Source organism: Cupriavidus sp. 01T418 (assembly GCF_056398885.1).
The window spans coordinates 21,817-35,455 of the sequence record NZ_JBFTQG010000056.1 but is presented as its reverse complement, the minus strand read 5'-3'; the positions used below and the strand labels follow the sequence as shown (position 1 = coordinate 35,455).

Here is a 13,639-nt window from a genome sequence, read left to right as displayed (position 1 = left end):
GCCCCGGGGCACCCCTGCGTAAGCAGCGTCATGTGGCAGATTCTATCGCCACGCTGCGATTGGAGCTCGCTGCCGCACTGCTTGCCCGCCTTGAACGGTGCCCGTGCTGCGGTCGGAAAACCGAGTAGTTGTTAACACAGTAGTACTAGTTACATCTCCGACCATTGCTGCCCAGGTAAAGCGAGATGTCCGACAGCCAGCTTCCAGCGGTTCGAAAAGCCGATTGGGATGGACACACAGCTTTGAGCCCTGTCCAAAGATCCGCTACCGCCGAAAGCCGGAATCGCGTGAGTAACGGTCAAGCGGCTGATGCATGAGTACTGGACTTGGCTGCCAGCGGTACAGCGGGTGAGCGGTACTGCAGCAGAGAGCCGGCTTTCGAACGTGCGGCACGTCCAAAGAGGATTGGAACTCAAGAGTCATAATCAAGACATCTAATTTTGATATGGTCTGTCCAAAATATACGGTGAGTGGAAAATGGCAGGACGACCAATAGAGTTCGACAGAGACCAAGCGCTGATGCGTGCCGTCCATGCCTTCTGGCATTACGGGTACGAATCGCTTTCGACAAACATCCTCGCGGAAGAAATGGGGGTGTCGAAATCCTCTCTCTACAATACGTTCGGCTCGAAGCGAGACTTGCTCCTAAAGTCCATCATTGCATACACCGACACTAAGGTCGCAGCTATCCGGAAGGTAGCTGATTCCGACCATCCCCTCACACAGCTTCGCGCTCTGCTGTTCGGTATTGCACAAGACAATGATGGAGGCAGAGGGTGTCTGCTGGTGAATGCGTCCTCAGAACTAGGCTTGCACGATGCCGGGGTACAACAATTGGTTCGCTCGGGCTTTCAAGCAATTCTGGATTCATTTGAGTTGCTCGTGATTTCGGGACAGTTGTCTGGGGCGTTCAAATCGGATATTGAGCCGACTGAGAGTGCGCTCGCGATTGTGACCACTATCGCAGGGCTACGCGTGCTCGCCAAGGCCGGGGTCACTGCAGCCCAACTGGCACCCGTTATCGAGAGCCTAACCGCCGGCCTCGAGCACGACTCTCCGTCTAAGCAATAGTACAAGCCTCGGCTGCCGAGCCTGTCTGGGTCTCTGCCAGCTAACGAACGCATACCGCAGCATTTGCTTTCCCCCATCCCTTATCGTCATTAGATTTCGGAGTAGCAACATGCGGCCCCGTCATGCAACCAACAACGACCTACCCGAGGTGGAGGCGCTACTTCAGTCTTGCTCGCTGCCCACAGGCGGAATACACAGCCAAACGGTCCAATTTCATGTCAGCAAGGACAGGGCGGGTCTTCTCGGATGCGCCGGCATCGAGGAATTCGGTGGCAACGGCGTCGCCCAAATAAGGGGACTCGCGGTAGCAAAACGTGCCAGATGTGCTGGATTGGCAGGGCTGCTACTCTCGGCACTGGTTTCGGATGTCCGGCTACGCGGAATTGAGTCCCTGGTCGTCACTACGGATACCGCTGCTAGCTATTTTTCCCGTCTTGGATTCGCGCCAGTCGAGTTTGCGGCGTTGCCACCGGAGTTACGGGCTTCTCCGGGGTTTTCCACCACAAACATCAGCGGTACACGATTCCTGAAGGTGAAACTCTAGTGCCGCGACATTGACGCGGCTGGCATGACTCGCTGCTCTGCCGATGAAAGGGTCGATTGCTGCCAGCGCGACATCTGGCACGCTTTTAGTCGGCAAAGATGCCCGGCGGTTCACGCTATGCGAGCCACTTCGTCAATTTTCTTGGGCCCCGTTTGCGGTGGGTACCCGCTTTCAATCATCATCACCATCGTGCCACCGATGCCACTCGCGGCGACGCTCCCTCCACTCATGCGCTCTCCAGTGATGTGCAAGGGCCGCAACGCCGGCCAGAAGGCCAAGTGCTATGACTTTTCACATGGTCAAATTCCTTCGTCGAATGGAGCATGCTCATGGGCGCAGTCGCCCACCGGTGCGGCACAGCAAGGACCGCCGAAACCATCAGGCAGTCGCTCCGCATTTTTCGTGGCGTGGCACGGAACGGAAACTCAGCAACTGGCGACTACGAACTGGCTTATTGATGCCTGAGGGCGCGAAAGTGAGATGACCACCGCGGGCGTTTCTGAAGAAGTTTGACCTGGTGCTTCCTTTCTATGGCCTCGTGCGGCGCTTCCCGGGAATCGCAGCGGCCATCGAGGGCAAGTTTGCCGGGAGCAGGCCCAAAAATACTCGCGAAGTCGGATCATGCAAAGATGCGGGCAAGCCGCTAGCATAAACGTTGCGGTTATGGCGCAATTGAAAGCTATAAGCGATCGGCTCTCGCGCATCCAACCCTCACTTGTTCAACTGTCTTCATGGGCGGTAAAGGCTATCGTACGGCTTTTGGCAAGGCAAGGCTGCGGAGTCCGCGCTTTTACTCGTACTGCGCACGTATGTGGTTCCTGCTCGAGCGAAAAGGGTACGCTCTCGCGCTCGCACGGGCGTTGCACGCAACGCGTGCATCCGCAGTGGAACTGGCTCCAGGATCGAAATAACGGAAAGTCCGCTGCGCCAGCGCATCCGAATAATTTCGGTACATCTTCCATAAGTACGCCAGGAAACCGCCGCCCAGGATCAGCGCCGCCGCCAGGTAGATATAACCGGACATGCCGTACAGGAAAGGCAACAGCGCGGTGGCGGTCATGATCAGCGTGTAGTGATCCGGAGGGGGGGGCGCTACGCCGGCTGCCACCCTGCAATGATGCGCCCAGCGCTACCGTCGCGGCTACCTGTCTTCGTTATGGATGCCAGTCAAGAGGCTAGGCTGAATCGGGCCAGATGCCGAGCGCTAACCCCCAGTAGGTACCCCGCAATTGTGGCGGGGCATAGTCGGTCAGCTAATCGGGGGAAATTATGCGGATCAGGTCAGCAACTTTCGATTCCGCTCTTGCAAAGGCATCGGCTTCCTCCTCTGCCGATTTACCCGCACGAAATACTGTCTGGACAGACCCGGCGAGCGTGTGATGCTGCACCTGCACGAAGCCCTGATATTTGCCGTTTTCAAGCCTCATTGTGTAGGCTTTGAAGTCGTGATATGCAACCCGTGTACTGCTGTTCATCATTTCCCTCTTGCCAAAGTGGGAAACGCTAGCATGCGGCGTCAATGCTGAAAGCGGCGATGGCTGAACAGTTAATCCGGTCAGCTAGATACTGCCTATAAGCGTACTCAACATCTGCGTCTGCGTCGGCGTGCGCATCAAGTTGATTATCTCGACGTTTGGAGCAGGCATGTCCGCGTGCCTCGTTTGGTCCTTCCATCAATGTCACAACGCCCCTGTATCGCCCTGATGGCAATTCCTCTACTGACGTGACGATAGATAGATTGCCGCGCTGAAACGTTGCCATAATTCTCGCTTTCCCGATGCTGCTTGGGCTTGAGTTTAGCAGCGGCGCATCAGGAGCACGTTGCGACACTTTGATCATCTGAATCGAATCCTTTGATGTAATCGGCGCGCCGCTGTGCGCACGCGGAATCGACGCAGCACCGGTTCGGGTCAGAACTGCTTGAGGCGATCGTCTCGCACGTAGGCCCATAACCGTCCGATCTTGGTCTGACCCTTACCCGACGCGAGCACCATCAGCGGTGGGCCGTCCGTGTGGCATCATCACGTAGCGCGCAAGGCCCCCATGCTATCCGTCCATAACTGCCTGGCGCGATCGGGTGCATTTGCTGGTGAACTATCCACCCAAGGTGCCTGTCCGTCTGGCCTGAGCGACTGTGGAAACGACCCTCGCGGACTGCATGCAAGCCAGCGCGCCAACGCAACCAGACGCTGTGCCAGACGCGCGTCGCATGGGCAGAGGTTAACTTCGACTCCTTCTGCTTACAAGCGAATACACAAGCTTGACCTACGACATGTGGGTAATCCTGAGCCCCGAAGGACGAGGTTTGACGCGTGTTCTGATCAAAAGCGGGCCGAGTACTGGAGGAGGTAAAAATTGATGCCGGGATTTGGCTCTTTGATCCCTGCGTTGGAGTAATGCTGGAAACGCACGGCGAGTTCCGAGTCGATCGCGTCGCCAAACCGGTAGCCGAGGGCAAGCCGATCGCCAAATTGGAACGCTGAAGAGAAGACCTTGGCGTCTGAGATATGCGTTCGCGACAGCAGGTGCACGCCGGCGCCAATCTCGCCGAACGGGCCAGATCTGCCTGCGCCCTGGAGGCGGAAGATTGGCGTGAAGCCGATGTCACCCATCAAGGAACTATTACCGCCGTGGGGATCCCAGCCACCCACTGAAGCTTCGAGCCCGAAACGAAGGCGTACCGACTGGGAAGCAAACGTCCAGAGGTCACTTTTCAGGTTCCACCGGGCTTCCACACGCGCAATCGAGGCATCGCTTCCCGCCCCAACGGAAACGCCTAGACGTACTGGTTCAAACCAGGAGGAATCTGCAGCGGTGGGAGTGGCTGCGACTGCGGCACTAGCGAGGATCCCCGAGAGGAAGGCGGTGATGGCAACGGTTGAACGCATGATTAAGAGTGAGGTGGGATAGCCAGGGAAATTGTGTCCGTCTTTCGGCAACGCCGTCGCGAAGCACTGTCTGCTTCGCCTTATCCAAAACGGTTTGCCGGACAATTTTATGTGTCGTCGTTTTGTCACATGCAATGTGCGAGATCGTTTGCCTCGTTCCGAGCGAGCGACTGCTCAGGAGCGCTATCCATCAGCGCCGCTTGGAGTTCCTCCGTTGAGGCCGTGTCGACCGAGCGGAGGCTGAGGTGGGCTCCGCCGGTTCGCGGCAGGCACGATTCCAGTACCGGCTTCGGCAGGCCTGCGCGCCGCCATTAACAGCAGTTGTGGCGGATGGCGCAGCAGATGCAACAGCACGTCGAGCGTCTCCGCGATCTCCTGGGAGTGCGGCTCCGTTTCTTGGAGGGATTCGAATATCAGGCCGCTAATGCAAGCGCGCAGTAGTGCGCTGGTACGATCGATATTCAGCCCGGCGGGGAGTTCTCCCGTTTCCACCGCCAGCGTGAGCGTACGATGCAATTGTCGGTCGACACCCGCGCCGGCCAACTGCAGTCGATCCTGCGCCGGCGCGACGCCCAGTTCCGCCTTGTGCATGAGTATCTTCGCCAACTGGCGGCGTTCGTCGCCGCCGACGGTTTCCAGGATGTTCAGCCGAATCTGACCCCAGACTTCCTTAAATCCACGGTCCTCAATCTGCATATGTTCCAAAGGAAGCGGCCGCGCTTGCAGTGCCATGCGCAGCAAACTTTCCTTGTTGACGAAGTGCCCATAAATAGCGCCCCGCGTGACGCCGGCCTCGTGGGCGATCTCATCCACCTTGGCCTGCATGCCGTCGCGCGCGCAAACGGCGGTCGCTGCCGCCAGAATGTTTTCCCGGGTGCGCGCTGCTTCTTTGCCGGTCTTTTTGGCCATTGTGTCTCTGTGCCTTGGATGCTCTCAGTCTGGCGATGCATGGCGCATTGCAAGGCTGACGCGGTTGGGCAAAATCTGCCCTGAGTTGGACGCATCACTGTTCTTCGACGCTGACGAGATACGAGGGGCATATGTGCTCGCGCAAAGGCCCGTCTAAAGGCACCGGTCACGCTCAATCGGATGATTCGTTTGGTGGCTTCTCTGGGCGGATTCCTTGGGCGCAAGAGTGATGGCGATCCTGGTGCCAAAACGATCTGGATCGTCCTCCACGAACAATGGATGCCGCGGTCATGATTCAGGCGCTGCGGGAGAATTCATGACTTCTGTATAGCGAGATGGGCGAGGTTGGGGTGAATCTTGATCAAGTAGCCTGCATGCGGGGGAGGCGCCAATCAGGGGCAGGCTGGCTTGGTCCTTAGCAGACGGATCGTTGTGGGACTGATGGGGCGGTCCACACAGGAGAATGTTGGCGTAGCGATGCCCGATACGTTCGCCCGGGCGAAAAACGGGGTATTCGGGTGAGTATTGCGGCACGTCAAACATCGTGCTTGGAATTTACTGCTATACGGTAAGAAGGTAAAACCCCAAATTCCATTTACACCGTTCGCCAAACTGAACAATGCGCTGGGGAGCTGTGCAATTGCCTCTGGCGGTCATGGACGTTGAGGCGAAGCGCTGTCATCCTGGCGTGATTGCCCGCGGCGCGATTTTCCTTGTCGCTATTACTTCCGCGCATAGAGTATTGGGCCGCATCGGCATCCCTCGGGAACATGGACCGAAAGTCGCCCCTCTTCGGGTTCCAGTCAATGGCGCGGGGATAGGGTGAGTAGCAAGGTCCGCTGCAAAATATCGGCGCAATGACGACATAGCTGTACGAGATGGCGATTATCGGAGGCGGACCTGTTTGTGGCGGCTATATCCAGTGCTGAGAAGCAATGATGCCACGCGAGATCAAGGTCCTTGGGCGATAAGGTGCGATTGCGAAGATAGCTCCGCTCGACCAGGAAGCTGCGCGCCACGTTAGGGTAGTGGAAGGGTACACGCAGGCCAAGCAGCCAGACGGCAATACCGATATGTTGGCCATAATCCATCCACTTCCGCTGCTCGTCAACGCTAGCTCCGGCTAGAGCGGCACCTATGGATGCGGCGGTACCAGCGAGGGTTGCAAAAGGATATTGGGCAATACCTGGTCTCTCGGGATCGAATTCGCATTTGTGTTCAAGCCCCAGGGTGGTCACAGACTCCACGGTTTTCGCGATGGCATCGGAGATTTGCTGCATGACGTCCAGGCGACCGACGTTAACCAGCGATTTAAAAGCGCGGGTAGTAAGAAAATCACTAACTAACACAGTCGAATTTTTCGCAATTTTAAAACTATCGCGGGAATCGCCATCTTCATCCTTCTGAATGCCAATGTTTCCGTGCAAAATGAGAATCGAAGTCTGAATTACCTCTATAGCAGCAGCGATCGCACTAAGATCCGTTTCTAGGCTACGGTATCCGTCAGCTATGCCAAGCAGGACAAAGGATGGAATTCCAAATGCAAGATCATTGACGATTGACTCGGTGACTTGAGCAAAAATGGGAGTGCTTGAATCAAGCTGGGTTTTTATCTCGTTACCAACAGGAAGAATCGATCTGCTCAAAAAATTGACGAGATTCGCATCGACTGCAGGCTGCACAGATTCCACGGTAGTAATGGAGCCGGACCGGGATTTTGCGGGAGTGACATCATTTAAGCTCTACCGTGTCAAAGTGCTTCAGGCTCTTCGGCCTCTCCGATGAGTGCTATCGCCGGTGCGTTCTCGCGCAACGTACGGGGCGTGAGACTCGGGACGCGCAGCAGTTTGCATTTGGACGGTCGATATCGCCCGCTTGTAGAGGGCTTGCATCCCAAAGGGAGTACTAAGCAAGACCACAAATGCATCGAATGATGCGATGACGCCGGTAAGCCTGATGCCGTTGACAAGGTACACCTCAACACGCTTGCGCTCTTTGCGCAATGTATTCAGAAAATCGTTCTGCGGATTGGAGCGTTCAGGCTGCATCAATGTCTACTTGAGGCCGGCGGTGCGCGCGCTCCGCCGAGTTGATGTGGGCAGCCATCGTTTTGGTGGTGGGGGTACCTGCCTTTCCATGGGGCTCCGGCATTCCATCTTCGTCCAGGCCTACAAAAACCATTCGTTCGACTGTGAGGATGCTCTTGCCGGTAATCTTGTTACTGACATCGCATTTGAGGGTCACCGAAGTACGGCCATACTCTGTGGGGACAAAGACAAGTTCAATCACATCACCTTTGCGCGCCGAGCTGACGAAGTTGATCTCCGACATGTACTTCGTTACGACACGGCGATGACCAAGGAGGTCAATCATAAAGATGGCCGCCTCCTCGTCAATCCAAGACAACAACCGGCCGCCGAACAAGGTTTCGTGCGCGTTCAGGTCTTCTGGTTTCACCCACTTTCTCGTGCAAAACTGCATGTGATTCCATCCGCTCAATATTAGGGTTTACCCTTGCATTATGCGCCTTTTTTCTATCGCTTGCAGAAGGGCGGGTGGAATCGAAGCTGCGTGCGCGTGCCCGGGCAGGACGCGAGCAATGGGCATGGTTATCCCGCGTTGGCTCCAGCGCGCCGCACTTCGTGCCTGCGCCATGAAATCTGACGCGAAACATAGCCCTTGCGTAGGGCTGGGGAGAACCGGAGTGTATCGATGAAAGCATCGGCCACGCACTCTGCATTGATGTCGAGGCCGAAACTTTCAGGTGCGAACAGCCAGTGCGCAAGCACGCCATTTATGGCCGCCTGGAATGCATTGACGGCCAATTCCAATTCAAGATCGTCCGGCAATTGTCCCCGCTCGATCGCGAGGCAAAGGTGGGCGCGGAGCTTGGCTCTGCCTCGCTCTTGGGATCGACGCCGTCGATCGAGGATTGCGCCGTTGTCCTGCACCATCTCGCACTTGTGGAAGATAACTTCCAGCACTCGGCGCAATTTCGGGTTGACCGCGGTCTGCCGCATCACATGCGTGCAAAAGTTATGGATTCCTTCCAGCGCGTCTTCGACGTGTGCCATGCGCTCTGGCTCGCACAGTACGTCCACGGGCAGGCGGACGCGCTCGCACATGGCGGCAAAGACATCACTTTTATTGTTGAAATGACCATAGATCGCGCCTCGGGTGACGCCTGCGGTCTCCGCAATATGGGCAAGGGATGTGCGGGCGACTCCGCGAGAGTGGAAGACGATTTCGGCAGCGTCGAGAATGCGATCGCGCGTTTCTAGTGCCTTTTCCTTAGTTTGCCTGGCCATGATCATCTCTGGGACCGACCACGAGAATCGGCATGAGCCGATAGGCACGGACGACGTGGAGTCCGCGGCTACCTGATCGCGTTCGCGTGGCAGGTGAGGGTGAAAGGTCCAATTCATCTGAACGAGCCGTTCGACGTCCTTGGGGTTGGGGGGAAGAGAGCCGGCGCAAGCTTCCCTTCTGTGTGCGGGGTTGCGTCAGCGAGAACGGGCCGGCCGGCCGTCTTTCAGTTTAACAGTTATACTGTATAACAAACATCGGTACTTGTACTTATCATGATCGATCTCTCTGGCTTCGTTTAGCGGCTTGCCCGTTACTTTGGCGGCGCCTGCGCCCCGTCGCAGTTCGCCTCTCCTTCCCGGCCAGTGATCTCCACCAGCTACGGCGTGTTGTCGAGCGTCTTACCACGTTCGCGCGGACTGTCCGATGGCAGCGGTCGTGTATTCATTTCACCCAGTATTTCTCAGAGGTTGCTACATGCGTGTCAAACGGGTTCCGTATCGCTTAATGATTGCCGCGGGCTCTGCCGCGATTCTCGGAGCCTGCGGGCAAAAGCAGGCAGCACCGCCGCCGCCGCCGCCTGAAGTTGGTATCGTCGCAGTCCAGCGGTCCGCCGTTCCTGTCACAACCGAACTACCGGGCCGCACGAACGCATTTTTGCTCGCCCAGGTTCGCGCGCGAGTCAATGGCATTGTTCTGCGGCGGGAGTTCACGGAAGGCGCTGATGTGAAAGCGGGCCAACGGCTCTATAAGATCGATCCCGCGCAATACATTGCGTCACTGAACAATGCGAAGGCGGCGCTTTCCAAGGCGGAGGCGAATCTCGCGACACAGAACGCCCTCGTTGCGCGTTACAAGGTACTGGTTTCGGCAAACGCCATCAGCAAGCAGGACTACGACAATGCCGTGGCCGCGCAAGGCCAGGCAGCTGCGGACGTAGCCGCCGGCAAGGCGGGGGTGGACTCGGCCCAGATCAATCTGCGCTACACCGACGTTCTCTCGCCCATTAGCGGCAGGATCAGCCGCTCTCAGGTCACACCTGGCGCATACGTCCAGGCAAGCCAGGCGACCCTGATGACGACCGTGCAGCAACTCGATCCGGTCTATGTCGACCTGACGCAATCGAGCGTCGAGGGCCTCAGGTTGCGTCGCGACATCCAGGAAGGAAGATTGCAGACTGAGGGCGTCAACGCCGCCAAGGTGACCTTACTCCTTGAAGACGGTCGTCCCTATTCGGAAGCCGGGAAGCTGCAGTTCTCTGACGTGAGCGTCGACCAGAGTACGGGCTCCGTATCGGTGCGCGCGATTTTTTCCAACAAGCAGCACATATTGCTGCCCGGCATGTTTGTGCGCGCCAAGATCGAACATGGTCTGAATGACAAGGCACTCATCGTCCCGCAGATCGGCATTACGCATGACCAGAAGGGCCAGCCGGTGGCGCTCGTCGTGGGTGCGGATAACAAGATTGCACAACGTCAACTCGTCACCTCCGGTACCTATGGCAGCAATTGGGTGGTGGAGAGCGGCCTGAATCCTGGTGATCGCGTGGTCGTGCAAGGTACTGAGAAGGTCAAGCCCGGCATGACGGTCAAGCCGTTGATAGCGCAACTCCCGGGGCAGGCCGTTGCAGAAACTGATACCTCTTCGTCGAGTGCTGCAGGGGGCATTAAGGCTGCCAAGGCAGCGACGCCCCCCTCCGCAGCAGCGACGGTGCAATAACAGGGAGCCGGCTTCATGGCAAAGTTTTTTATCGATCGCCCAATCTTTGCCTGGGTGATCGCCATCATTCTGATGCTGGCGGGTGTCGCATCGATCTTCCATCTTCCGGTTGCGCAGTACCCGACTATCGCACCACCGGCCATCCAGATCTCCGCCACCTACCCAGGCGCGTCGGCGAGCACAGTCGAGAACACTGTGACGCAGGTGATCGAGCAGCAAATGAACGGCCTCGACCATTTGCTGTACATGTCGTCGAACAGTGACGATTCCGGTAGCGCGACGGTCACGCTGACATTTGCGGCAGGCACCGACCCGGATATTGCTCAGGTGCAAGTGCAGAACAAGCTGCAAGTTGCGCTTCCCCTCCTGCCGCAAGCCGTGCAGCAACTCGGTACCAAGGTGACGAAGTCTACTAGCAGCTTCCTGCTTGTAACGGCATTCGTCTCCGAAGACGGGAGCATGGCCAAGAATGACCTGGCGAATTACATTGCTTCAAAGATACAGGATCCGGTCAGCCGGACCGACGGAGTCGGGACGGTAACGCTGTTCGGCACGCAGTATGCGATGCGAATCTGGCTCGATGCGCCCAAGCTGACCAACTATGGCCTGACGCCGGTCGACGTGAAGAATGCGATCAGTGCCCAGAACGTGCAGGTGGCTGGCGGCGCATTAGGGGGCACTCCGTCAGTCCCCGGGCAGATGCTGCAGGCCACCATTACCGAAGCGACGCTGCTGCAGACGCCCGAGCAGTTCGGCAACATTTTGCTAAAGGTAAGCACCGATGGCTCGCAAGTGCGTCTGAAAGACGTGGCTCGCATCGAACTCGGTGGCGAAAACTACAACGTTGACACAAAGTACAACGGTCAACCAACCGCGGCCCTCGGTATCCAGCTTGCCACCGGTGCAAACGCGCTGAATACAGCGACGGCGGTGCGGGCCAAGATTGCCGAGCTATCGAAGTATTTCCCACACGGCCTCGTCGTGAAGTATCCGTACGACACCACGCCGTTCGTCAGCCTGTCAATCGAGGAAGTGGTCAAGACGCTGATCGAAGGTATTGTGCTGGTGTTTCTGGTGATGTATCTGTTCCTGCAGAACCTCAGGGCCACGCTGATCCCGACAATCGCTGTACCGGTGGTGTTGCTGGGTACATTCGCGGTGATGGCGGCGGCTGGCTTCTCGGTCAACACGCTATCGATGTTCGGACTCGTACTGGCGATTGGCCTACTGGTGGATGACGCGATCGTGGTGGTCGAAAACGTCGAGCGGGTGATGGCGGAGGAGGGCTTGCCACCGAGAGAGGCTACCCGTAAGGCGATGGGCCAGATCACCGGCGCGCTGGTTGGCGTTGCGCTGGTGCTCTCAGCAGTGTTTGTCCCGGTCGCATTCTCAGGTGGGTCTGTCGGTGCGATCTACCGGCAATTCTCGTTGACGATCGTAGCGGCGATGGTGTTGTCCGTGCTGGTCGCGCTGATTCTCACGCCGGCGCTATGCGCAACGCTTCTGAAACCGATACCGCAGGGCCATCACGAGGAAAAAAAAGGCTTCTTCGGCTGGTTCAATCGCACCTTCACCAAAAGCCAGAAAAAGTACCACGGCGGCGTGGAGCACGTTATCAAGCGCTCGGGCCGCTGGCTCATTATCTATCTCGCGGTGATCGTGGTGGTGGGGATGTTGTTCGTCCGTCTGCCGTCATCGTTTTTGCCCGAAGAGGACCAGGGCACGATGTTTGTCCTGGTGCAGGCGCCGGTCGGCTCGACGCAGGAGCGTACCGCGAAAGCACTGGCCGACGTCAGCAATTACCTATTGAAAGACGAAAAAGACATCGTGGAATCGGTGTTGACTGTGAACGGCTTCAGCTTCGCCGGGCGCGGGCAGAATTCCGGTCTCGTGTTCGTGCGCCTTAGGGATTTCGAGCACCGTCAGTCATCCAATCAGAAGATTCAGGCCTTGGTCGGGCGGGTCTTTGGCCGATTCTCGTCGTACAAGGACGCGATGGTCATACCGGTGAATCCGCCGTCGATCCCTGAGCTCGGCACCGCATCGGGATTCGATTTTGAACTGCAGGATCGCGCCGGCGTCGGGCATGACAAGCTAATGAAAGCGCGCGATATGCTGCTGGGCATGGCGGCCAAGGATCCGTCGTTGGCCCGCGTGCGTCCGAACGGGCTGAACGATACACCGCAGTTCAAGATCGACATCGACCGTGAAAAGGCCAATGCCCTTGGCGTCACTGCTGCCGACATTGACCAGACCTTCTCCATTGCCTGGGGGTCGTCATACGTGAACAACTTCCTGGATACCGATAACCGCATTAAGCGGGTATACGTGCAAAGCGATGCGAAATTCCGAATGAACCCTGAAGATCTGAATCAATGGTATGTGCGCAACTCCGCCGGGACGATGGTGCCGTTCCAGTCGTTCGCCGCGGGTAGGTGGATCTACGGGTCTCCGAAGCTGGAGCGGTACAACGGGATCTCTGCGGTTCAGATCCAGGGCTCAGCCGCCCCGGGCAAGAGTACCGGCCAGGCAATGGCCGCCATGGAAGCGATCGCGGCGAAGTTGCCGGCGGGCATTGGCTTTGAATGGACGGGACTGTCATACCAAGAGCGCCAGTCTGGCTCGCAGGCGCCAATCCTGTATGCCATTTCTATCCTCGTTGTGTTCTTGTGCCTGGCGGCACTGTATGAGAGCTGGTCAATTCCCTTCTCCGTGATCATGGTGGTGCCGCTCGGTGTGCTCGGCGCGCTGCTCGCTGCCACCATGCGAGGGCTGGAGAACGACGTGTTCTTCCAGGTCGGCCTTCTAACGACCGTGGGCCTGGCGGCGAAGAACGCCATTCTGATCGTGGAGTTTGCACGCGAGCTGCGCGCACAGGGCATGGACACGATAGCAGCGGCGGTCGAAGCGGCGCGTCTGCGCCTGCGCCCGATCCTGATGACCTCGCTTGCGTTCATTCTCGGGGTGCTTCCGCTTGCCATCAGCAATGGAGCGGGCTCCGGCAGCCAGCACGCCATTGGTACCGGCGTGATCGGTGGCATGCTGACGGCAACCTTCCTGGCGATTTTCTTGATCCCCATGTTCTTTGTGGTGATCAGTAGATTCAGCAAGAGCGAGAGCATATCGACTCCGGTGAAATCTGGGGACCTCGACGGGCTTGCTGTTGGCGGCTACGCTAGCACCGCAAAGGATGGACATTGAG

The 13,639-nt window shown here is 57.7% G+C and carries 11 protein-coding genes and 2 pseudogenes; 5 read left to right on the top strand and 8 right to left on the bottom strand.

The features are described from left to right. Positions 1-477 precede the first annotated feature (477 nt). A complete protein-coding gene (locus AC1DQ3_RS32310) occupies positions 478-1,071 on the top strand; it encodes a TetR/AcrR family transcriptional regulator (protein ID WP_477124191.1) in 594 nt (197 codons plus the stop codon). Between the two features lie 109 nt (positions 1,072-1,180). Further along, positions 1,181-1,615, top strand: a complete 435-nt coding sequence (locus tag AC1DQ3_RS32305; RefSeq protein ID WP_477124190.1) for a GNAT family N-acetyltransferase — start codon at positions 1,181-1,183, stop codon at positions 1,613-1,615. A gap of 907 nt (positions 1,616-2,522) precedes the next feature. On the opposite strand, the pseudogene AC1DQ3_RS32300 reads toward AC1DQ3_RS32305, so the two are convergent. From AC1DQ3_RS32300 to AC1DQ3_RS32285, 4 genes and pseudogenes are all read right to left on the bottom strand, one after another. Next, positions 2,523-2,687: pseudogene (locus AC1DQ3_RS32300) on the bottom strand (heme o synthase); the annotation flags it as partial. Positions 2,688-2,868: 181 nt separating this feature from the next. Continuing rightward, the gene (locus AC1DQ3_RS32295) at positions 2,869-3,093 is read right to left on the bottom strand and encodes a hypothetical protein (RefSeq protein WP_477124189.1); all 225 of its coding nucleotides are present in this window, start codon (positions 3,091-3,093) and stop codon (positions 2,869-2,871) included. An 843-nt stretch (positions 3,094-3,936) separates the two neighbouring features. Next, complete coding sequence (locus AC1DQ3_RS32290; RefSeq protein ID WP_477124188.1) at positions 3,937-4,503, bottom strand: acyloxyacyl hydrolase; 567 nt, start codon at positions 4,501-4,503, stop codon at positions 3,937-3,939. Positions 4,504-4,686: 183 nt separating this feature from the next. Continuing rightward, entirely contained in the window at positions 4,687-5,412 is a 726-nt protein-coding gene (locus AC1DQ3_RS32285) for a TetR family transcriptional regulator (protein ID WP_477124187.1), read from the bottom strand. A 37-nt stretch (positions 5,413-5,449) separates the two neighbouring features. Here AC1DQ3_RS32285 and AC1DQ3_RS32280 point away from each other — a divergent pair. Then, a pseudogene (locus AC1DQ3_RS32280) lies at positions 5,450-5,732 on the top strand (IS4 family transposase); the annotation flags it as partial. Between the two features lie 483 nt (positions 5,733-6,215). Here AC1DQ3_RS32280 and AC1DQ3_RS32275 read toward each other — a convergent pair. The 4 genes from AC1DQ3_RS32275 to AC1DQ3_RS32260 all read right to left on the bottom strand — a co-directional run bounded on the left by AC1DQ3_RS32275 (position 6,216) and on the right by AC1DQ3_RS32260 (position 8,720). Continuing rightward, complete coding sequence (locus AC1DQ3_RS32275) at positions 6,216-7,103, bottom strand: polyprenyl synthetase family protein (protein ID WP_477124186.1); 888 nt, start codon at positions 7,101-7,103, stop codon at positions 6,216-6,218. 69 nt (positions 7,104-7,172) lie between these two features. Further along, positions 7,173-7,460: an RNA chaperone Hfq gene (gene hfq / locus AC1DQ3_RS32270; RefSeq protein ID WP_477124185.1), complete on the bottom strand. Its 288-nt coding sequence runs from the start codon at positions 7,458-7,460 to the stop codon at positions 7,173-7,175. Continuing rightward, complete coding sequence (locus tag AC1DQ3_RS32265; RefSeq protein WP_477124184.1) at positions 7,450-7,893, bottom strand: acyl-CoA thioesterase; 444 nt, start codon at positions 7,891-7,893, stop codon at positions 7,450-7,452. The genes hfq and AC1DQ3_RS32265 overlap by 11 nt, the downstream gene beginning before the upstream one ends. A gap of 128 nt (positions 7,894-8,021) precedes the next feature. Continuing rightward, entirely contained in the window at positions 8,022-8,720 is a 699-nt protein-coding gene (locus tag AC1DQ3_RS32260; RefSeq protein ID WP_477124183.1) for a TetR family transcriptional regulator, read from the bottom strand. A 475-nt stretch (positions 8,721-9,195) separates the two neighbouring features. On the opposite strand from AC1DQ3_RS32260, the gene AC1DQ3_RS32255 reads away from it, so the two are divergent. Both AC1DQ3_RS32255 and AC1DQ3_RS32250 read left to right on the top strand, forming a co-directional pair. After that, positions 9,196-10,437, top strand: a complete 1,242-nt coding sequence (locus AC1DQ3_RS32255; RefSeq protein WP_477124193.1) for an efflux RND transporter periplasmic adaptor subunit — start codon at positions 9,196-9,198, stop codon at positions 10,435-10,437. A gap of 15 nt (positions 10,438-10,452) precedes the next feature. Beyond that, a complete protein-coding gene (locus AC1DQ3_RS32250; RefSeq protein ID WP_477124182.1) occupies positions 10,453-13,638 on the top strand; it encodes an efflux RND transporter permease subunit in 3,186 nt (1,061 codons plus the stop codon). The last annotated feature ends 1 nt before the right edge of the window (position 13,639 follow it).

Bases quoted from the DNA above. Each gene is read 5' to 3' on its own strand.
- AC1DQ3_RS32310 (WP_477124191.1), top strand. From the start codon at position 478: ATGGCAGGACGACCAATAGAGTTCGACAGAGACCAAGCGCTGATGCGT.
- AC1DQ3_RS32305 (WP_477124190.1), top strand. From the start codon at position 1,181: ATGCGGCCCCGTCATGCAACCAACAACGACCTACCCGAGGTGGAGGCG.
- AC1DQ3_RS32295 (WP_477124189.1), bottom strand. From the start codon at position 3,093: ATGATGAACAGCAGTACACGGGTTGCATATCACGACTTCAAAGCCTAC.
- AC1DQ3_RS32290 (WP_477124188.1), bottom strand. From the start codon at position 4,503: ATGCGTTCAACCGTTGCCATCACCGCCTTCCTCTCGGGGATCCTCGCT.
- AC1DQ3_RS32285 (WP_477124187.1), bottom strand. From the start codon at position 5,412: ATGGCCAAAAAGACCGGCAAAGAAGCAGCGCGCACCCGGGAAAACATT.
- hfq (WP_477124185.1), bottom strand. From the start codon at position 7,460: ATGCAGCCTGAACGCTCCAATCCGCAGAACGATTTTCTGAATACATTG.
- AC1DQ3_RS32265 (WP_477124184.1), bottom strand. From the start codon at position 7,893: ATGCAGTTTTGCACGAGAAAGTGGGTGAAACCAGAAGACCTGAACGCG.
- AC1DQ3_RS32260 (WP_477124183.1), bottom strand. From the start codon at position 8,720: ATGGCCAGGCAAACTAAGGAAAAGGCACTAGAAACGCGCGATCGCATT.
- AC1DQ3_RS32255 (WP_477124193.1), top strand. From the start codon at position 9,196: ATGCGTGTCAAACGGGTTCCGTATCGCTTAATGATTGCCGCGGGCTCT.
- AC1DQ3_RS32250 (WP_477124182.1), top strand. From the start codon at position 10,453: ATGGCAAAGTTTTTTATCGATCGCCCAATCTTTGCCTGGGTGATCGCC.